This window comes from Kribbella sp. NPDC051586 (genome assembly GCF_044453965.1).
In the GTDB taxonomy this organism is placed as follows: domain Bacteria; phylum Actinomycetota; class Actinomycetes; order Propionibacteriales; family Kribbellaceae; genus Kribbella.
Window position 1 is genome coordinate 173064 of the sequence record NZ_JBITDF010000005.1, and the last position, 17604, is coordinate 190667.

Here is a 17604-nt window from a genome sequence, read left to right on the forward strand (position 1 = left end):
AGGTGTGGTGGCACCGCGAGATTCCCCTTCGCCCACACCTCCGGGGTTCGAGACAAACCTGGAGGTGAAGAACAGCGATGCGCATTCTCAGCCATGAGATCCCCTCAGCAGTAGGCCAGTCCGTCACGGTGGCCGGCTGGGTGCACCGAAGACGACGGCTCGCAGCCGTCAGTTTCCTGATCCTGCGCGACCGGTCCGGCCTGAGCCAGATCGTCGTGAAGGCTCCGGAAACACAGGCACAGCTGGACGAGCTCGGTGAGGAGACCGTGGTCCGGGTGACCGGTACGGTCGCCGCCAACCCGCAGGCTCCCGGCGGGGCCGAGATCGTCGACCCGGTGATCGAGCCGTTGACCGAGCCCGCCGCCACGCCGCCGATCGAGCTGTGGCGTCCCACGGTCGGCGCCGGGCTTCCCGTCGTACTGGACAACGCACCGGTGGCGCTTCGGCATCCGGTCGTCCGGGCCGGCTGGGAGATCGCCGCGGCGGCTCTGCACGGGTTCCGGGAAGCCTTGACCAGTCAGGACTTCACGGAGATCCAGACGCCGAAGATCGTCGGTACGGCGACCGAGTCCGGGGCGAACGTGTTCGCGCTGGACTACTTCGGCGGACCGGCGTACCTGGCGCAGTCGCCGCAGTTCTACAAGCAGCAGATGGTCGGGGTGTTCGAGCGGGTCTTCGAGGTCGGTCCGGTGTTCCGGGCCGAGCCGCACGACACCGTGCGGCACCTGGCCGAGTACGTGTCGCTCGACGCGGAGTTCGGCTTCATCACCGACCATCGCGACGTTCTCGCCGTACTGCGGTCCACGGTCGCCGGAATGCTTGCCGCAGTGGGCGAACGGGCCGGTGGGGCGCTGGAGCGGCTCGAGGTCGAGCTGCCCGGGATCCCCGTCGACGTACCGGTCGTGCACTTCAGCGAGGCGCTGAAGATCGCCGGCGCGGACCCGGACGAGCCGGACCTGGCGCCGGCCGACGAGCGCGCGATCGGCGAGTGGGCGTTGCGGGAGCACGGCAGCGACTTCGTCGCGGTCGAGGGCTATCCGATGGTGAAGCGGCCGTTCTACACCCATCCGCAGCCGTCGGACCCGCGCTGGTCGAACTCGTTCGACCTGCTGTTCCGCGGGGTCGAGTTGGTCACCGGCGGCCAGCGTCTGCACCGGTACTCCGACTACGTCGCGGCGCTCGCGGCGCGCGGTGAGTCCGCGGCGGCTCCGGCGTACAGCTCGTATCTGCAGGCGTTCAAGCACGGCATGCCTCCGCACGGCGGCTTCGCGATCGGGCTGGAGCGCTTCGTCGCCCGGCTGATCGGTGCGGAGAACGTCCGTGCGGTCACGCTGTTCCCCCGCGACCTGCACCGGCTGACGCCCTGATGGAGACCACCGAGTCGGTTGTCGCCGAACTGAACGTTGCCCTGGGCACCGAGTATCGGGTCGTGCGGCAACTGACCGGTGGCTTCCAGTCGGGGGCGTACGAGCTGACCGACGGCGTCGTGCTCAAGTGGTCCGGCGACCCGGACTGGGCAGCGCGGGTCCGGCGGGCGGACGAGCTTGTCCGCCGGGCCCGGGCGGTCGGCTACCCGACACCTGCCTGGTTGGCCGTCGGCACGACCGCAGCGGGTTCGCCGTACCAGCTGCAGGAGTTCGTGTCAGGTACGCCGGTGCGCGACTACTCCGTTGTCGACGAAGGGCTCGCGCGTGAGCTGATCGCTGTATGCGAGTTGCAGCGTGGCCTGGTGCCGGAGCCCGGGATCAGTTGGTCGGCCTGGTCGCGCGGCGTGGTCCTGGAGGGCTGGGACGGCGTCTGGGAGCGCGTCAGTCGGTACGACGGAGAGACGGTCGAGCTGCTGCGACGGTACGAGGAGGTGTGCCGGCCGTACCGGGACGTGGACCTGCCGGACGACGACCTGGTCCACGGCGACCTCAACCTCGGCAACGTCATCGTCGGCGACGGCCGGGTCGCCGGCATCGTCGACATCGAGGCGGCGGGCGCAGGCTCCCGCGCGTACGACCTGGTCTCGCTGGCTGCTTCGGCGGCGCGGGACGGCGCCGCGGACGGTGTGGACGAACTGTTCGTCGAGGCGGCACTGCGGGCCGGCGGGCGGGCGGTGGTCGCCTTGTGCGCAGGCGCGGCGTACGCGAGTATCGCCGAGTTCGTCCACGACCGGATCGGCTCGCCAGAGTTGATCGAGTACGGCGGGCGACGGGTGCTCGAGCTGCTGGATGCATGATGTCCGCATGACGAGTGAGGCCGAGCGGGCCGTGCTGGCGGCGATCGACGACGAACGGATCATCGCCGAGTTGCAGGAGCTGGTGCGGATCCCGAGTGTGGACGGGACCTCGGCCGAGGTCGACGTACAGGGGTGGTGTGCTCGCTGGCTGGAGGCGCTCGGCGTCTCGGTCGATCACTGGCAGCTGGACCTTGCGGCGTTGCGGTCCGACCCGGAGTTCCCGGGGATGGAGGTCGAGCGGCGCGATGCGTGGGGCGTTGTCGGCGTACTGGGTGGGGATGGTACGCCGGGGCTGATCCTCAACGGGCACGTGGATGTGGTGCCGGGTGACGCGTTCGACGCCTCGATCGAGGACGGGGTGATGTGGGGCCGCGGGACGTGTGACATGAAGGGCGGAGTCGCGGCGATCCTCGGCGCGGTGGCAGCGATCGTTGCCTCCGGCATCCGTCTGCGCAAGCCGCTGGCCGTGCACACCGTGATCGGCGAGGAGGACGGCGGGCTCGGCGCGTTCGCGACCCTGCGCCGCGGTCATCGCGGCGAGGCGTGCGTGATCGCGGAGCCGACCGCGGGAGCCGTCATCCCGGCCAACGCCGGCTCGCTGACGTTCCGCCTGGAGGTGCCGGGGCTGGCCACCCACGGCTCGACGCGCAGCCGCGGGGTGAGCGCGATCGAGAAGTTCACCCTGATCCAGACCGCGTTGCAGGAGCTCGAAGCCGCCCGCAACCTCGATCCGCACCCGCTGCTCGCCCATCTCGACTTCGCCAATCCACTCTCGGTCGGCACGATCTCGGCGGGCGATTGGGCGAGTACTGTGCCCGACCGGCTGATCGCCGAGGGCAGGTACGGCGTACGCCTCGGGGAGCCGCTCGACGAAGCGCGCAAGGCCTTCGAGGGTGCGATCGCGACAGCCTGTGCCAAGGACGACTGGCTGTGCGATCACCCGGTCAAGGTGACGTGGCCGGGCGGTGCGTTCGCCTCGGGGGTGCTGCCGGACAGCGACCCCCTGCTCGCCGCTACCGTGCAGGCTGTGACCGACACGGGCAGGCCGGCTCCAGAGGTCCGTGGTGCGCCTTACGGCTCGGATCTGCGGCTGTACGCCGGGGCGGGCATTCCCACGCTGCAATACGGACCTGGTGATGTCCGCTACGCACATGCGGCGGACGAGCATGTGGTGCTCGCCGACGTACTGCACGCCGCGCGGACGTATGCCCTTCTCGCAGTCCGTCGTTGCGGTTGATACAAATCCACCATGGCACCGCTGCGGGGACGGTCGCAGGAGCTCGGACGGCTCCTGGACGCGCTGCGTGCGGCCGGCAACGGTCGTGCCTCGCTGGCGGTCGTCAGCGGTGAGCCCGGGATCGGCAAGTCGGCGCTGCTCGCGGCCGCGGTAGAGCAGGCGGAGCGGCAGGGCTTCCTGGTCGCGAGCGCGGCCGCGCACCAGAACGACAACATCAGCCCACTCGCGTCCCTGGCTCCCGCTCTGCGTGCCGGTGCGGAGCCGTTGATCGGCACGGAGCAGTTTCTCGACCTGGCCGCGCTCAACACCCAGCCGCTCTGGCTCGCCGAGCGCCTCGCGGACCTCATCGGCCGCCGCCTCGACGGCAGCCGCACGCTGATTGTGCTGGACGACGCCCAGTGGTCGGACCCACTGACCGCCTTCGTACTGCGGGTCGCCATCGCTCGCCTCTCCGCCGCCAGGCTGCTCTGGCTGCTGGCCAGCCGTCCGGGCGGCATGACCGACCAGCTGATCGAAGCAGTCAGCGACCAGGTCCCGGTCCACACCATTCCGCTTGAGCCCCTGACTGCAGGTGCCATCCAGGACCTCGCCGCGGACCGGCTGAACCGCACGGTCGACCCGGCGCTCGCCGTCCAACTTGCCGGTGTCCAAGGCATCCCGTTCCTGGCCGAGCAACTGATCGCCGGTCTGTATCTGAGCGATGCCAAGGACTCCGGTCCGCTGCCCGCCGGCCTCGTCGAAGGCGTACGCCGTCGTACCAGCGGCCTGTCCGAATCCAGCCGTGATCTCGTCCGCACCGCCGCCGTCTTCGGGAGCGAGTTCCGCCTCGAGGACGTCGCCGTACTGATGGCCATGCCGGTCGCACGGCTCGCAGCGCCGCTGGAGGAGACGATCCAGGCCGGTCTGCTCACCGATGCGGGTTCGGTACTGCGTTTCCGCCACGAGCTCCTGCGAGCCGCCGCGCTGGCCGACGTACCGCCGTCTGCCCAACGAGCGCTGCATGGTGCGATCGCCGGTCAGCTCATGTCGGCAGGACGCGGTGCGGCCGCTGCGGCACCACATGTGCTGGCGGTCGCGCAGTCCGGCGACACGTCTGCCGTGGAGACACTTCGCGAGGCTGCCCGCGATCTGCTGGCCACTATGGCGACCACAGCCGCGGAGCTCATCCGGGAAGCGTTCGACCTGACCCGCGTGGACGATCCGCTCCGTGCCGAGGTCGGTGTGGAGGTCGTCAGCATCCTGCTCGCCGCACGACAGTACGACCGCGCCAAAGCGTTCGCCGAGGACCTGCTGAGCGGTGCGGCGCTCTACCACGGGCCGATCACTCCTCAGCTGCACGCGACGCTCCGGCTCCACTTGGCGCCGTACCAGTGGGCCGGCGGACGTCTCGACGTGCAGGAGCTGACTGTCGCCGGTGCCGACGCCCAGCTCGCCGAACGGCTCGCGGCGTACCGTGCGCTGGCTGGAGACGCTCTGGGCCGCGCAGCGGACCCGCTGGCTCAGGCGCTGCTCCAGGTCGCTGCTGCCGAGCAGGCGCGCGGAGAGGGCAGGTACGCCGACGCCCGCGACCTGTACGCCAAGGCCCGGCAGGCGGAGCCCGGTCTGGGGAGCTTGCCGGACACGCTGGTCGAGGTGGGCGAGCTGTACTGCCGGGCCGAGGCTGACGAGCTGCCAGCGGCTGTGGATCGAGTGCGTGGGCTGATGACCGCAGGTGAGTCCTGGTGGGCACCGCAGCTCGCGGTGTTGCGTGCACGCCTCGAGTATGCGGCGGGCAATCTGCAGGAGGCTGAGAGCGCAGCCAACTCCGGACTGCGCTGGATGGACCAGCTGCATCAGCGAAGGTTGGCTCCAGCAGCGGATCAGGTGCTCGCACTCGTCGCTTTGGCCCGTGGCCACCTCACCCCGGCTCGGAAGCTGGCCGGCGGCGATCCGACGATCGCTGCGCTGCTGGCAATCGCGGACGGTGACGCGAAGGCTACGAGCCGACTGGCTACCGCCCCGTACGACTTTCCCGAGCGGGTCGCCATACTGTTGCAGGCCGATGCCTTGGACGACCTGAACGAGCTGGCACGGTTGAGTCCGTCCGCGGCAAGCCGTGGTGCGCGAGCGGTGATAGCTGCGGGCAATGACGTCGCTGACTTGGTGGAGGCTGTTGAAGTGGTGCGTACTGTGAACCGACCCCTGCTGCTCGCCCTGGCCGAAGAGCGCCTGGGCCGAGCCGCGCTGGAGGCCGGTGACCGCCAGACTGGTGTCTCTGCTCTGGAGCGAGCGCTGGACAGCCTGACTGCCCTCGGCGCGACCGCTCCGGCCGGGCGGATCCAGGCGGTGCTGCAGGCGGCCGGAGTACGCCGACGACGATGGGCCGCCGTACCGCCGCGAGCGCAGGAGGGGTGGGAGGCGCTCACTCCGATGGAGCGCCGGGTCGCACTGCTCGTGGCCGAGGGGCACACCAACCGGTCGGCGGCCGACGAGCTGGTCGTGTCGGCCAGCACGGTCGGGACGCATCTGCGCGCGGTGTTCGGCAAGCTCGGGGTGAAGTCGCGCGTCCAGCTCACCCGGCTCGTGCTGGAGCGGTTCGCCCCTCCCCCGAACGCATGAGATTCGGGTGCACCGCCGGCGCCGAGCAGGCGATCCGGCGCTGACAGGTTCACCTGTTCGCTCGATCCGGCCGACAGGCGTTCAGCGGTTTCCTTCTGGCAAGCAACCACGAAGGGAACATCGCAATGAAACTCCGTCAGCTGATCACAGTCGCCGCCGCGGCGGTTGTCACGCTTACCGGCATCACGACCGCGAGCGCTCACACCGAACACAAGCCGAAGCCGACCATCGTTCTGGTCCACGGTGCGTTCGCCGACGCGGCGAGCTGGTCCGAGGTGACGAGCCGGCTGCAGCGCGACGGCTACACCGTCGTCGCCCCCGCCGTACCGCTGCGTGGGATCGCCTCGGACACGTCGTACCTGCAGGGCGTCCTCAACACGATCCCCGGTCCGAAGGTGCTCGTCGGGCACTCGTACGGCGGTGCGCTGGTCAGCGAACTGGCCGCGACCAGCGGGGTGAAGTCGCTGGTGTACGTCGCCGCGTTCATCCCGCAGGCCGGCGAGACCATCGGCGCGCTCAACGCGAAGTACCCGGGCAGTGAGCTCGGCCCGGATACGACGAGCACGATCGCCTACGCGGGCGGTGTGGACCTGTTGGTGAAGCCGGAGGCATTCCACCAGGTGTTCTCCGCCGACCTGCCGGCTCGACAGGCCGCAGTACTCGGCGCCTCGCAGCGGCCGATCGCCGCGGCCGCCTTCGACGAGAAGATCGCCTCAACGGCACCTGCTCAGCTGGCGAAGTACGCCGTCATCCCCACCGGCGACCACGCGATCGCACCGGCTGCGGAGCGCTTCATGGCCCAGCGCGCCCACGCCACCACCGTCGAGGTGCCGGGCGCGTCCCATCTGGTCGCCCTGTCCCACTCGAGCACTGTCGCGCGGGTCATCGAGCAAGCGGCTCGCTGAAACAGCCGTCGGCCGGACCGCTGCCTCAGCGGTCCGGCCGGCTCTGCTCAGATTGCCTGGTAGAGCGTGGTCCAGAAGTCGTTCATGAGGTGGACCGACGACGGCACGGTCATACCGACCTGTGTGAGCAGTACTCCGACGATGCCGTTGACCGGGTCGGCGTACGTCGACGTACCGGCGCCGCCGTCCCAGCCGAACTGACCGACCGGCGCGTAGTCGCCCCGATAGGTGCGAACAGCCATCCCGAATCCCCAGCCACCCTGCTGTCCCTGGCCGAACGAGATGTGGACGCTCTCCCGGGCCAGAGCCTCGCGTGAGGCCAGCACCTCGGGCGTCAGTCTGTTGCTGGTCATCAGCTCCACGGCCGGACGGGACAGGATCTGCTCGCCCTGGTGCACACCGTGGTTCAGCAGCATCCGGAAGTACGCGTGGTAGTCGTCGGCGGTCGAGTTCAGCCCGCCGCCACCGCCCTGGAACGCCGGCGGAGCGCTGTGCCGGCCGCCCTCGGCCTCGTCCCACACCTGGAACTCGCCGGTCTGCGGGTCCGGCGCGTACAGCGGTGGGAGCCGGTGCAGCTGGTCGGCGGGGACGGAGAACCCGGTGTCCTTCATGCCGAGCGGCCCGAAGATCCGCTCGCGCAGGAACTCGTCGTACGACTGGCCGGTGACCCTGGAGACGAGAACGCCGACCAGGTCGCTGCTGATCTGGTACTGCCAGCGCTCGCCCGGCTGGTACATCAGCGGAAGGGTGCCGAGCCGGCGCATCCACTCGTCCTGTTCCGGCATCGGCACCGGCCCGTTCGGCGTGATGCCCTGCTCGAACAGGGCGGCCATGATCGGCGTGCCGATCATCGTCATGTCCATGCCGAGTCCGAACGTCGACGTGAGCACGTCCCGCACGGTGATCGGCCGGCGCGCCGGCACGGTGTCGTCCACCGGGCTGTCGATCCGCTTCAGCACCTGCCGGTCGGCGAGCTCGGGCAGCCACGGCTCGACCAGGTCGTCGAGCCGCAGCCGGCACTCGTCGAGCAGCACCATCGCCGCCGAGATCGAGACCGGCTTGGACGTCGATGCCATCCGGAAGATGGTGTCCCGCTGCATCGGGGCGCCGCCGTCGTGGCGCATCGTGCCGAGCGTTTCGACGTGCGGCTCGCCGTCGCCCCGGCTGACCAGGGCGACGACGCCGGGGATCTTCCCGGAGTCGACATGCCGGGCGAGTACGTCGTGCAGCCGGCGCAGACCCGCTTCGGTGAAGCCGTTGGAGGTGGGCATCGTGGTGTTCTCCTTCGATTCAGGGGATTCCAGTGAGAGATTGTGGCGAGACGGCGGTCAGAGACTGCGGGCGACGATGTCGCCGACGGTGCTGGTCGCGCGGATGGTGAGCTGCGCCCCGGCGCCTTCGGCGTTCTTGAGCGCGTTGTCGATCCGGCCGGTGGTGGTGCCGGCGTCCAGGGAGGCCGAGACGCCGGTGGCGGCGACGACCTCGATCTCGCCGACGTCGGTGCGCAGTTCGAGCGCGCCGCTGACGGCCTCGGCGATCCGGATGTCGCCCTTGCTGGTGCGAATCTCCGCGGGCCCGTTCAGGCGGCCGACCGAGACGTCACCGGCGGTCAGGCTGAGCCGGGCGCTCGCGACGTCCTCGAGCTCGATCGAGCCGTGCGCGCTGTTGACTGCGACGTCGCCGAGACGCCCGGCGGCCCGGAGTTCGGCGCTGGCCGCCTTGACCTCGAGCTGGGAGCCCGACGGCAGCTGGACGGTCACCGCGACGGATCCGGACGGACCGAAGTACTGGTTCTTCGCGGCGACCGTGATCCGCAGGACGCCGGCGTCGTACCCGACCTCGGCCGCCTCGGCCGCCTTGACGTCGCGGCTCTTGGACGGGTCGGCCGGCACGACCTCGACGAGGGTCTCGGCCTGGTCTGCGGCGACGAACCGGATCGGCCCGCGGGGATGTCGAGGACTGCGGAGATCGGCTCGGGGGTGCTGAAAGTAGGCATTGTCGTACCTTTCTGATTCTGTTCTGGTCCGTTGCACTTGTTCGATTGGGACAAGCTTGGACGACCGCCCTGACACCGGGCCGCCGCCGTGCTGACACGGCCTGACACCGGCTCTGACACCCTGCGCCCCTGCCTGTCAGCAGGCGAGGCGGTCGGCGATCACATCCAGGACCTGCGCCAGATCACGGCCCATCCGGGCCTCCGGACCGAGCTCAGCGATCCCCGGCGCGAACCCAGGATGGTCGGGTAGGACCCGGTGGACGCGATGGCTCACCAGCGTCCCCTCCGGTACGCCGGTCGCGGTATGCACACCGGCGTACCAGCTCTGCACCGCGAGCCTGGCGTGGTCCACGTGGATCTCCAATCGCGACCGGCCGCCTTGCAGAGCGCCACGACCGTCCCCCAGGGCGGGACGGCCTGACCGGAGAAGTAGCGCGAGAGTGAGGAGCTGCTGCCCTTCGCCGGAATCCCCGTCTTACAGCAGGCGTTGGAGCGCGGCCTGCCCAGCCGGTCCCCAGTGCGTCTTTCCGCCGGGCAGGCCCTTCTCGCCGTTGATGCCCATCGCGATGAGGAACAGCGCACGGGTCAGGGCCCATCCGCGCGCTCGCCGTACCGTCGCCTCGTCCACCGGGTAGCGCTCGAAGAACCGTTCGGCGGCGCCGTCCGGCAGCAGGATCCAGGCAGCCGCGAGGTCGGTTGCCGGGTCCCCGGCGCAGACGTCGCCGAAGTCGACGACCCCGGTCAGCGTGCCGTCGGCAACCACCACGTTGGCCGGGTGCAGGTCGCCGTGCAGCCACAGCCGGGGGCCGTCCCATGCCGGGGCCGCCACTGCGTCATCCCAGACCGCCCGGATCTCGTCTCGGCGGCCGACGTACTCGTGGATCTCCGGGAAGCCGAGGCCCTGCGGCAGACCGCTCCGGTCGCTGACCGGTGCGTCCGCGGGCGCCTCCGCGTGCAGTGCGAGCAGGAAGTCGGCCAGTACGTCGGCAGCGGCCGGATCCGTGATCGGTGCATGCTCCGCGGGCACTCCATGGACCCAGGTAGTGATCAGCCACGGGTTCGGGAAGCGGTCCGACGGTTCACAGAGGTGGATCGGGGTGGGGACGGGTAGAGGAAGGCGAGCGGCCAGCTCAGGCATCCAGCGGTACTCCCTGCGGAGCGACTCGGGCGATCCGTGGGTGCGGGGCATCCGGACCGCCAGGTCCTCACCGAGCCGCCACATCTGGTTGCCCCAGCCACCGACGACCTCCTTCAGCTCCAGATCGGCCAGGTCCGGGTGCTGCTCTTTCAACAGGGTCCGCACGAGCTCGTCGTCCATGGTGCGTCAGACGCGTCACACCGGTCCCTGGTTGGGAATAGGTGCGGAAAGTGCTCAGTTGCGACGGTTATGCGCATTGATGTGTGGTCCGACGTCGTCTGCCCGTGGTGCTACATCGGCAAGCGCCGGCTCGAAGAGGCCCTCGCCGCCAGTGGCGACACCGCGCAGGTCGTCTGGCACAGCTTCCAGCTCGACCCGTCGTCGACGAACGACGACCCGCGCGACCTGCCGACCCGGCTGGGTGAGAAGTACGGCCGCGGTCGCGAGTGGGGTCTGCAGGCCAACGCCCACGTCACCGAGGTCGCCGCGGAGGTCGGACTGGAGTACCACCTCGACCAGGCCAAGTCGGTCAACACCGTCGACGCGCACCGGCTGCTCCACCTCGCTCGCGACCTCGAGGACGCCGGTGAGGTGCCCGCCGGTACGCAGGGCCGGCTCAAGGAGCGCCTGCTCAAGGCCTACTTCACCGACGGCCTCCCGGTCGGCGACCACGCCACTCTGACCGAGCTGGCCACCGAGGTCGGCCTGCCCGCCGACAGAGCGCGTGAGGTGCTGGCGGGTACGACGTACACCGATGACGTCGCGGCGGACCAGACGCAGGCACTGGCGTACGGCGCGAACGGCGTACCGTTCTTCGTCATCGACGAGAAGTACGGCGTGAGCGGCGCGCAGCCTGTGGAGGTCTTCCAGGAAGCGCTGCGCCGGGCGAACGCGGACCGCAAGCCGGTCACCCTGATCACGGCACCCGACGCCGTGCCCGGTGCGACGACCGACGGTGACGCGGTGTGCGGGCCGGACGGCTGCCCCATCTGATCATCTGCATCAGCGGTGGGTACCGGGAGTCGTACAAACCGTGGTGTATGAAGGAGGCATGACTGTCGTGCGCGCACTGGCCAGGCCGTTGCTGTCCGTCATTTTCGTCGTGCAGGGCGCCAACGCGATCCGCAACCCCGAGCCGCTGGTACCGAAGGCGCAGCCCGTCACCGACCGGCTGGTGCCGATGATGAAGCGCGCAGCCCCGCCGCAAGTCAGCGAGCGGATCCCTGACACGACAGCCAACCTCGTCCGGCTGAACGGCGCGGCCCAGGTGCTCGGCGGCGTCGCCCTGGCCACCGGCAAGGGCCGGCGCCTCGGAGCGTCCCTGCTGGCGGCCTCACTGGTGCCGACGACGCTCGCCGGTCACCCGTTCTGGCTGGAGAAGGACAAGACTGTCCGCAGCCAGCAGCGCCTCCAGTTCATGAAGAACCTGGGCATCATGGGCGGTCTGCTGCTCGCCGCGGTCGACACCGAGGGCAAGCCGGGCGTCGCCTGGCGGGCCTCGCACGGCGCGAAGGCAGCCAAGCGCGAGACCAAGCGCGGCGCGAAGGCCGCCAAGCGCGAGACCAAGCGCGGCGCGAAGGCCGCCAAGCGCGAGGCGAAGCAGCTGGCCCACGAGGCCAAGCAGGCCGCCCGGCTCGCCAAGGCTGAATTCTCCTGACCTAGGCCGAGCGCCCGCGGCAGACCTGCGAAGTTCTCGTTCGAGCGGAATGGGTGGCCCAAGTGTTACCCGGGGCCACCCGGTCCGCTGCTGGGCGGTCAGCCCTTCTGCACGCCACCGGCGGTGAACTCGTAGGTGGTGGCATTGACGGTCAGGGAGCGGATCGCGCCGTGCCAGGCGTTGTCGCGCCCCTTGCCGACGCCGGCCGACAGGAACTTGGCGTTGGAGCCCAGGACGGCCAGCGCGTCGTCCAGCGTGCAGCGAGCGCCGTTGAGGCCGCAACGCGTCGGGTCGGCGTTGAACCAGGAGCCGCTGAAGCCCCAGTGCTTGCCGGTGTCGGCTGCCGCGTCGATCTTCGTCCAGGTGTTCGAGGCCGAGTTGTCGGGCGAGTAGACCAGGGTGGTGTAGGTCGCCGCGTCGGTCGGGTTCGAGATCTCGAACTTGATGGACGGCATGTTGCCCGCCGCGATCGCACTGTTCTCGCCGGTCTGGAACACCTCGTACCCGACCTTGGTGAGAGCGAACGACTTCCCGCCGAAGTCGGCCTCGTTGCCCCACATGACGGCGTCGGCGCCGGTCGGGACGCTGATGTTGAGGCCCTCGCCGGACGAGGACTGGCCCAGCTCGGCACGGGCGTTGCCGATCGTGTTCCGGAAGATCTCACCCCAGTTCTTCAGGTACGACGGCGACTGCGGGAGACCGTTGACCTTGTTCAGGGCCTCGGTTGCCTTGGAGTCGGCGGCGTTCGCCTTGGTCGTCGCCGAGTCGGCCGTGGTCTTGGCGGCGGTCGCGGTGTTGATCGTCTTGTTGATGTTGGCCCGGAAGTCCGAGCCCATCTTCGACCACGGCAGGGTGTTGTCGAGGACGTCCCAGCCGCCGATCGACTTGTCCTTGATCTTGAACGTGTCGACCGCGCCGGTCTGGATCTGCGCCGTGCCGACCGAGTTCGCGGGCAGCGGCAGCGGTGCGTAGGCCGTCGGAGCTGCCGACGCGCCACCGCTCAGACCCACGACCGTGGCGACTGCTGCGACCCCCAGGACTGCCGCACGGGCGGTACCGATGTGCTTTCGCATGTTGCTCTTTCCCTCCGTGGATGCCCGGCCTCCTGAACCGGATCGTCGGACGCCGGGACTCGAACCCGGTCATTTGCTCCTAGCAACCATTGCCAGCGCCCGTTCTGCTTCAGAAGGTGGCCTCGGCGGTCACCTTGTCGTACGCGCCCGGACGGAGCAGGTTGCCTGCACCGTCAACGGTGTTCAGGCACTCCACCGCCTCCCGCTGGCCGGCCTCCAGCTCGTTGCTGGTGCACTGCATGTTCCCGACGACCTGACTCCCCTTGAGGAACTTGACGGAGAAGATCGCGGTGCTGGTGGACTTGCTGACGTTCGTCACCGTGCCTGTGACGCTGGTGCCGATGTAGTCGGTGAACTTCAGCTTCCACCCGGCGTCGAGCTGGTGCTTGCCGATGGTGAACGCCTTGCCGACCTGGACCGGACGAGGCTCGTTGCGGGCCGGGGCTGAGCCGGACTTGCTCGCGGCGGTCGGGTCGGAGCCGCCACCGCTGGAAGCGGCCGAGATGATGACGATCAAGGCGATCAGGCCGACGAGCGGAAGGACCACGAAGTTGCGGAACTTGTGGGTCTTCTTCCGCTCGACATAGACGACCTGGGCCGGCTGCTGAGGCTGCTGACCCGGGTACTCCGGGTGCTGGTAGCCCGGCTGCTGTCCCCCCGCGTTCTGGGTCTGGTTCGGGCCTTGCGGATACTGCTGCGACATCTGAGTTCCCCCTCGTGAATTACTGCTGATCAGCCCGCCCCTGGCCTAGACCGGTGGTGAGCCACCCGGTCCTCCCATCGGATTCGGAACACGGAGCGTTACATTCGTGGTATAACGAATTGGCCACATGGTTGTGGCGTACCGCGAAACCCGCAGCCAGGAAGGGCGATCCCGGCACAGCCCTCGCTGACCCGCTCCAGATCCCCAGCCACAATCCGTAGTCATCCTCCGGAATGGTGGAAGGGACCGGGGCGAACCGGCTCTGCCCCCGAGAACCTCGAGCCGCGTAGAGCGACATGCCCTAGGCTCAGGGCTGTAGACACCTGAGCCGAGGGAGTGGGATGAGCGAGCAGGGATGGCCGGCGCCGCGGGCCGAGGGTGCTGTGAGCGGTACGGTCACGGTCCCCGGATCGAAGTCGATCAGCAACCGTGCGCTCATCCTCGCCGCACTCGCCGACGGGCCGTCGCACCTCACCGGCCTGCTGGCCGCCCGCGACACCGCCCTGATGCGGTCCGCCCTGGTCTCACTCGGCGTCGGCATCAGCGAAGGCGGTACGTCGGTCACCGTCACGCCGGGCTCGCTGAAGGGTCCGGCCGAGGTCGACTGCGGTCTGGCCGGCACCGTGATGCGGTTCGTGCCGCCGGTGGCCGCGCTGGCCGACGGGACGGTCGCCTTCGACGGCGACCCGTACGCCCGGGAGCGCCCGATGGGCGTGATCCTCGGCGCGCTGCGGACCCTCGGCGTACAGATCGACGACGGCGGCACCGGGCGGATGCCGTACACGGTGTCCGGCACCGGGTCGGTGCGCGGCGGGAAGGTGACGCTGGACGCGTCCGGTTCGAGCCAGTTCGTGTCCGCGCTGCTGCTCGCCGGCGCGCGGTACGACGAGGGCGTCGACATCCGGCACGACGGCAAGCCGGTGCCGTCCCAGCCGCACCTGGACATGTCGGTCGGGATGCTGCGTGAGCGCGGCGTCCAGGTCGACGACGCCGAGCCGAACCGGTGGGTCGTTGCCCCTGGCCCCATTCGGGCGCTGGACACCGCGATCGAGCCGGACCTGTCGAACGCGGCGCCGTTCCTGGCCGCGGCCGTCATCACCGGCGGGTCGGTGACCGTCACCGGCTGGCCGGCGCAGACCACCCAGCCGGGCGGCCAACTGCCCGGCCTCTTCACCCGTTTCGGTGCCGAGGTGACTCGGACCGAGGACGGGCTCACCGTCCGCGGCACCGGCCGGGTCGCCGGTGTCGACCTCGACCTGAGCGAGGTGGGCGAGTTGTCGCCGGTGATCGCTGCGGTCGCGGCCTTCGCCGACGGACCGTCGTACCTGCGGGGGATCGCGCACCTGCGCAACCACGAGACCGACCGGCTGGCCGCGCTCGAGACCGAGTTCAATGCGCTCGGCGGTGACGTCACCCAGCTCGAGGACGGGTTGGAGATCCGGCCGAAGACCTTGCACGGCGGGCTCTTCCACACGTACGACGACCACCGGATGGCCCACGCGGCCGCCGTACTCGGCCTGCTCGTCGACGGCCTGCAGATCGAGAACATCGGGACCACGGCGAAGACCTTGCCCGAGTTCCCCGGCATGTGGTCGGAGCTCGCCGGCTGATGTCGCGGTACGACGAGGAGGCCAAGTACGACCGGCCCAAGCGCCGGACCCGGCCGCGGACGAAGGACCGCCCGTCGTACGACGACGCCGCCGAAGCGTTCGTGATCACGCGCGACCGCGGCCGGTACACCTGCTGGATCGACGACGGGGTCGACCGGGGCGACGGTCAGCTCCCGGCGGGCCGGTCAGGCCGCGAGGTCACCGCGATGAAGGCCCGGCAGCTCGGCCGGACCGGCGTGATCGTCGGCGACCGGGTCAAGCTCGACGGTGATGCGACCGGTGACGACGGGACGCTGGCGCGGATCGTCGAGGTCTTCCCGCGTTCGACCCTGCTGCGGCGGTCGGCCGATGACGACGACCCCGTCGAACGCCCGCTGGTGGCGAACGCCGACCAGCTCGTGATCGTCGTCGCGGTCGCCAACCCGGAGCCCCGGACCGGTCTCATCGACCGCTTCCTGGCCGCGGCGTACGACGCCGGCATGCGACCACTGCTCTGCCTCACGAAAACCGACCTCGCCGACCCGGACCCGCTGCTGGCGATCTACCGCCCACTCGGCGTCGAGTCGGTCGCCACCCATCAGGACGGCGACCTGACCGAGCTGCGTGATCAGCTGCACAACCGGACCAGCGTGCTGGTCGGTCACTCGGGCGTCGGCAAGTCCACGCTGGTCAACGCGATCATCCCCGGCGCCGACCGTGCGACCGGCATCGTCAACGTGGCCACCGGCCGTGGACGCCACACGTCGACGAACACCGTCGTACTGCGGCTCCCTGACGGCGGCTGGCTGATCGACACCCCCGGCATCCGCTCGTTCGGTCTGGCGCATGTGGACCCCGACAAGCTGATCAACGCCTTCCCCGACCTGGCCGAGATCACCGCGGACTGCCCGCGCGGCTGCACCCACGCCGCCGACGCGCCCGACTGTGCGCTGGACGAAGCCGTCGCCGCAGGCAAGGCCGACCCCGATCGGGTCGCGTCCTTCCGCCGCCTGGTCGCGTCCCGCGAGGGCCGCGAACTGCGCGCAAGCGAGGAGCCTACTTAGGCGGCAGCTGGCCTTCCCAGACCGCCCGCGCACCGGCGTCACCGGTCCGCACGGTCTGCCAGATGACCAGTACTGCGATCACGACCACAGCCGCCTGCGTCACGAGCTCCAGCGGGCGGATGTTCGTTGCCTTGTCACCCTTCACGCCGGCCAGCAGCAGGAAGGCCGCGACGGCGACGACCGCGAAGATCACGCAGTACCAGAACAGCAGATTGGCACGCTTCTCGTGCAGCTGGATCGCCTTCGCGAGCGTCGGCACCGCCTCCACGAACGCCTGTCCACTCTTCTTCGCCACGTACGCGCACACCAGCGTCCCGACCCCGAGCACCAGAGCCGGCCAGCGCAGCAGCCGGCGCCACTGCGGCACCACGGCGAAGACGATCAGGGTCAGCGCGGCCACCGGCAGCAGCACGACCGTCAGATGGATCACGAGCACGTGCAGCGGCAGATCCCCGAAGCGCTCGAACATGACAGCCTCCATGGCAGTCGTAACGACGTGGTCAGACACTAATGGCACGTTCAACGACCGCGTTCGGTTCAATTCGCGCCGCAACCGATCCGCAACAGTTCCCGGACGGCCGAACCACGGGGGCGGGGGTCAGGTTAGCCTTCCGGCATGCCTTCGCACACGGATGACCTGCGGCTCGCCCACATCCTGGCCGACGACGCGGACTCGACCACGATGGACCGCTACAAGGCGCTCGACCTGCACGTGGCCACCAAGCCCGACCTCACCCCGGTGAGCGAATCGGACAAGAAGGTCGAGGATGTGATGCGCAAGACGCTCTCCCGGGCCCGGCCGCGGGACGCGTTCGTGGGCGAGGAGGACGGCACCAGCGGCTGGGGCGTACGGCGCTGGGTCGTCGACCCGATCGACGGCACCAAGAACTACATCCGCGGCGTCCCGGTCTGGGCGACGCTGATCAGCCTGATGATCGAGGACCAGGTCGTCGTCGGCGTCGTCTCGGCGCCCGCGCTCGGCAAGCGCTGGTGGGCGTCGTACGGCGACGGCGCCTGGACCGGTCGCGCGCTGCACTCGTCGCAGCCGTGCCGGGTCAGCGACGTCAGCAAGATCGAGGACGCCTCGCTGTCGTACGCCTCGCTCAAGGGCTGGGAGAAGCTCGGCAAGAAGAACCAGTGGGCCGACCTGATGGACTCGGTCTGGCGCACCCGCGCGTACGGCGACTTCTGGTCGTACATGCTCGTCGCCGAGGGCGCGGTCGACATCGCCGCCGAGCCCGAGCTCAACCTCTACGACATGGCCGCCCTGGCGATCATCGTCGACGAGGCCGGCGGCAAGTTCACCTCGGTCGAAGGCGCCCCCGGCCCCAACGGCCCCAACGCCGTCGCCACCAACGGCCGCCTCCACGACGAAGTACTCAAACGCCTCGAGTAATACCAGGGGATATCCCCTGGCGTG

Annotated in this window: 17 protein-coding genes; 10 read left to right on the forward strand and 7 right to left on the reverse strand. The window is 69.7% G+C overall.

Annotation, left to right across the window (positions count from 1 at the left end; all coding sequences use genetic code 11):
- Positions 1 to 77: 77 nt before the first annotated feature.
- The 5 genes from aspS to ACIA58_RS34365 all read left to right on the forward strand — a co-directional run bounded on the left by aspS (position 78) and on the right by ACIA58_RS34365 (position 6964).
- Positions 78 to 1367 (forward strand): aspartate--tRNA(Asn) ligase, encoded by a 1290-nt coding sequence (gene aspS / locus ACIA58_RS34345; RefSeq protein ID WP_396408005.1) that lies wholly within the window; start codon positions 78 to 80, stop codon positions 1365 to 1367.
- Positions 1367 to 2224, forward strand: a complete 858-nt coding sequence (locus ACIA58_RS34350; protein ID WP_396408006.1) for a phosphotransferase family protein — start codon at positions 1367 to 1369, stop codon at positions 2222 to 2224. The genes aspS and ACIA58_RS34350 overlap by 1 nt, the downstream gene beginning before the upstream one ends.
- Positions 2225 to 2231: 7 nt before the next feature.
- Positions 2232 to 3461 (forward strand): M20/M25/M40 family metallo-hydrolase, encoded by a 1230-nt coding sequence (locus tag ACIA58_RS34355; RefSeq protein WP_396408007.1) that lies wholly within the window; start codon positions 2232 to 2234, stop codon positions 3459 to 3461.
- 12 nt (positions 3462 to 3473) lie between these two features.
- Positions 3474 to 6059, forward strand: coding sequence for an ATP-binding protein (locus ACIA58_RS34360; RefSeq protein ID WP_396408008.1), 2586 nt, complete (start codon positions 3474 to 3476; stop codon positions 6057 to 6059).
- Positions 6060 to 6184: 125 nt separating this feature from the next.
- Positions 6185 to 6964, forward strand: a complete 780-nt coding sequence (locus tag ACIA58_RS34365) for an alpha/beta fold hydrolase (RefSeq protein WP_396408009.1) — start codon at positions 6185 to 6187, stop codon at positions 6962 to 6964.
- A gap of 47 nt (positions 6965 to 7011) precedes the next feature.
- On the opposite strand, the gene ACIA58_RS34370 is transcribed toward ACIA58_RS34365, so the two are convergent.
- From ACIA58_RS34370 to ACIA58_RS34385, 4 genes are all read right to left on the reverse strand, one after another.
- Complete coding sequence (locus ACIA58_RS34370) at positions 7012 to 8235, reverse strand: serine hydrolase domain-containing protein (protein WP_396408010.1); 1224 nt, start codon at positions 8233 to 8235, stop codon at positions 7012 to 7014.
- Between the two features lie 57 nt (positions 8236 to 8292).
- Entirely contained in the window at positions 8293 to 8856 is a 564-nt protein-coding gene (locus ACIA58_RS34375; RefSeq protein ID WP_396408011.1) for a DUF4097 family beta strand repeat-containing protein, read from the reverse strand.
- Positions 8857 to 9096: 240 nt separating this feature from the next.
- Complete coding sequence (locus tag ACIA58_RS34380; protein WP_396408012.1) at positions 9097 to 9312, reverse strand: hypothetical protein; 216 nt, start codon at positions 9310 to 9312, stop codon at positions 9097 to 9099.
- 123 nt (positions 9313 to 9435) lie between these two features.
- Positions 9436 to 10278, reverse strand: a complete 843-nt coding sequence (locus ACIA58_RS34385) for an aminoglycoside phosphotransferase family protein (RefSeq protein WP_396408013.1) — start codon at positions 10276 to 10278, stop codon at positions 9436 to 9438.
- A 69-nt stretch (positions 10279 to 10347) separates the two neighbouring features.
- Here ACIA58_RS34385 and ACIA58_RS34390 point away from each other — a divergent pair, with 69 nt between their 5' ends.
- A complete protein-coding gene (locus ACIA58_RS34390) occupies positions 10348 to 11091 on the forward strand; it encodes a DsbA family protein (RefSeq protein WP_396408014.1) in 744 nt (247 codons plus the stop codon).
- A gap of 58 nt (positions 11092 to 11149) precedes the next feature.
- On the forward strand, positions 11150 to 11755 hold the full coding sequence (locus tag ACIA58_RS34395) for a DoxX family membrane protein (RefSeq protein ID WP_396408015.1): 606 nt from the start codon (positions 11150 to 11152) through the stop codon (positions 11753 to 11755).
- Between the two features lie 98 nt (positions 11756 to 11853).
- Here ACIA58_RS34395 and ACIA58_RS34400 read toward each other — a convergent pair whose 3' ends face one another.
- Positions 11854 to 12828 (reverse strand): hypothetical protein, encoded by a 975-nt coding sequence (locus ACIA58_RS34400; RefSeq protein WP_396408016.1) that lies wholly within the window; start codon positions 12826 to 12828, stop codon positions 11854 to 11856.
- A 109-nt stretch (positions 12829 to 12937) separates the two neighbouring features.
- Positions 12938 to 13531 carry a hypothetical protein gene (locus tag ACIA58_RS34405; protein WP_396408017.1) on the reverse strand — a complete coding sequence of 198 codons (594 nt, stop codon included), beginning with the start codon at positions 13529 to 13531 and terminating at the stop codon, positions 12938 to 12940.
- A 341-nt stretch (positions 13532 to 13872) separates the two neighbouring features.
- Between ACIA58_RS34405 and aroA the strand changes: the two genes are divergently transcribed.
- Positions 13873 to 15141, forward strand: a complete 1269-nt coding sequence (gene aroA, locus ACIA58_RS34410; RefSeq protein WP_396408018.1) for a 3-phosphoshikimate 1-carboxyvinyltransferase — start codon at positions 13873 to 13875, stop codon at positions 15139 to 15141.
- Positions 15141 to 16184: a ribosome small subunit-dependent GTPase A gene (rsgA, locus tag ACIA58_RS34415; RefSeq protein WP_396408019.1), complete on the forward strand. Its 1044-nt coding sequence runs from the start codon at positions 15141 to 15143 to the stop codon at positions 16182 to 16184. The genes aroA and rsgA overlap by 1 nt, the downstream gene beginning before the upstream one ends.
- On the opposite strand, the gene ACIA58_RS34420 is transcribed toward rsgA, so the two are convergent.
- Positions 16177 to 16653 carry a DUF2231 domain-containing protein gene (locus ACIA58_RS34420; RefSeq protein ID WP_396408020.1) on the reverse strand — a complete coding sequence of 159 codons (477 nt, stop codon included), beginning with the start codon at positions 16651 to 16653 and terminating at the stop codon, positions 16177 to 16179. The genes rsgA and ACIA58_RS34420 overlap by 8 nt on opposite strands.
- Positions 16654 to 16800: 147 nt before the next feature.
- Here ACIA58_RS34420 and hisN point away from each other — a divergent pair, with 147 nt between their 5' ends.
- The gene (hisN, locus tag ACIA58_RS34425; RefSeq protein ID WP_327636980.1) at positions 16801 to 17580 is read left to right on the forward strand and encodes a histidinol-phosphatase; all 780 of its coding nucleotides are present in this window, start codon (positions 16801 to 16803) and stop codon (positions 17578 to 17580) included.
- The last annotated feature ends 24 nt before the right edge of the window (positions 17581 to 17604 follow it).

Bases quoted from the DNA above. Each gene is read 5' to 3' on its own strand.
- ACIA58_RS34365 (WP_396408009.1), top strand. From the start codon at position 6,185: ATGAAACTCCGTCAGCTGATCACAGTCGCCGCCGCGGCGGTTGTCACG.
- ACIA58_RS34405 (WP_396408017.1), bottom strand. From the start codon at position 13,531: ATGTCGCAGCAGTATCCGCAAGGCCCGAACCAGACCCAGAACGCGGGG.
- aroA (WP_396408018.1), top strand. From the start codon at position 13,873: ATGAGCGAGCAGGGATGGCCGGCGCCGCGGGCCGAGGGTGCTGTGAGC.
- ACIA58_RS34420 (WP_396408020.1), bottom strand. From the start codon at position 16,653: ATGTTCGAGCGCTTCGGGGATCTGCCGCTGCACGTGCTCGTGATCCAT.
- hisN (WP_327636980.1), top strand. From the start codon at position 16,801: ATGCCTTCGCACACGGATGACCTGCGGCTCGCCCACATCCTGGCCGAC.
- ACIA58_RS34400 (WP_396408016.1), bottom strand. From the start codon at position 12,828: ATGCGAAAGCACATCGGTACCGCCCGTGCGGCAGTCCTGGGGGTCGCA.
- ACIA58_RS34355 (WP_396408007.1), top strand. From the start codon at position 2,232: ATGACGAGTGAGGCCGAGCGGGCCGTGCTGGCGGCGATCGACGACGAA.
- rsgA (WP_396408019.1), top strand. From the start codon at position 15,141: ATGTCGCGGTACGACGAGGAGGCCAAGTACGACCGGCCCAAGCGCCGG.
- ACIA58_RS34390 (WP_396408014.1), top strand. From the start codon at position 10,348: ATGCGCATTGATGTGTGGTCCGACGTCGTCTGCCCGTGGTGCTACATC.
- ACIA58_RS34395 (WP_396408015.1), top strand. From the start codon at position 11,150: ATGACTGTCGTGCGCGCACTGGCCAGGCCGTTGCTGTCCGTCATTTTC.
- ACIA58_RS34385 (WP_396408013.1), bottom strand. From the start codon at position 10,278: ATGGACGACGAGCTCGTGCGGACCCTGTTGAAAGAGCAGCACCCGGAC.
- ACIA58_RS34370 (WP_396408010.1), bottom strand. From the start codon at position 8,235: ATGCCCACCTCCAACGGCTTCACCGAAGCGGGTCTGCGCCGGCTGCAC.
- ACIA58_RS34350 (WP_396408006.1), top strand. From the start codon at position 1,367: ATGGAGACCACCGAGTCGGTTGTCGCCGAACTGAACGTTGCCCTGGGC.
- ACIA58_RS34360 (WP_396408008.1), top strand. From the start codon at position 3,474: ATGGCACCGCTGCGGGGACGGTCGCAGGAGCTCGGACGGCTCCTGGAC.
- aspS (WP_396408005.1), top strand. From the start codon at position 78: ATGCGCATTCTCAGCCATGAGATCCCCTCAGCAGTAGGCCAGTCCGTC.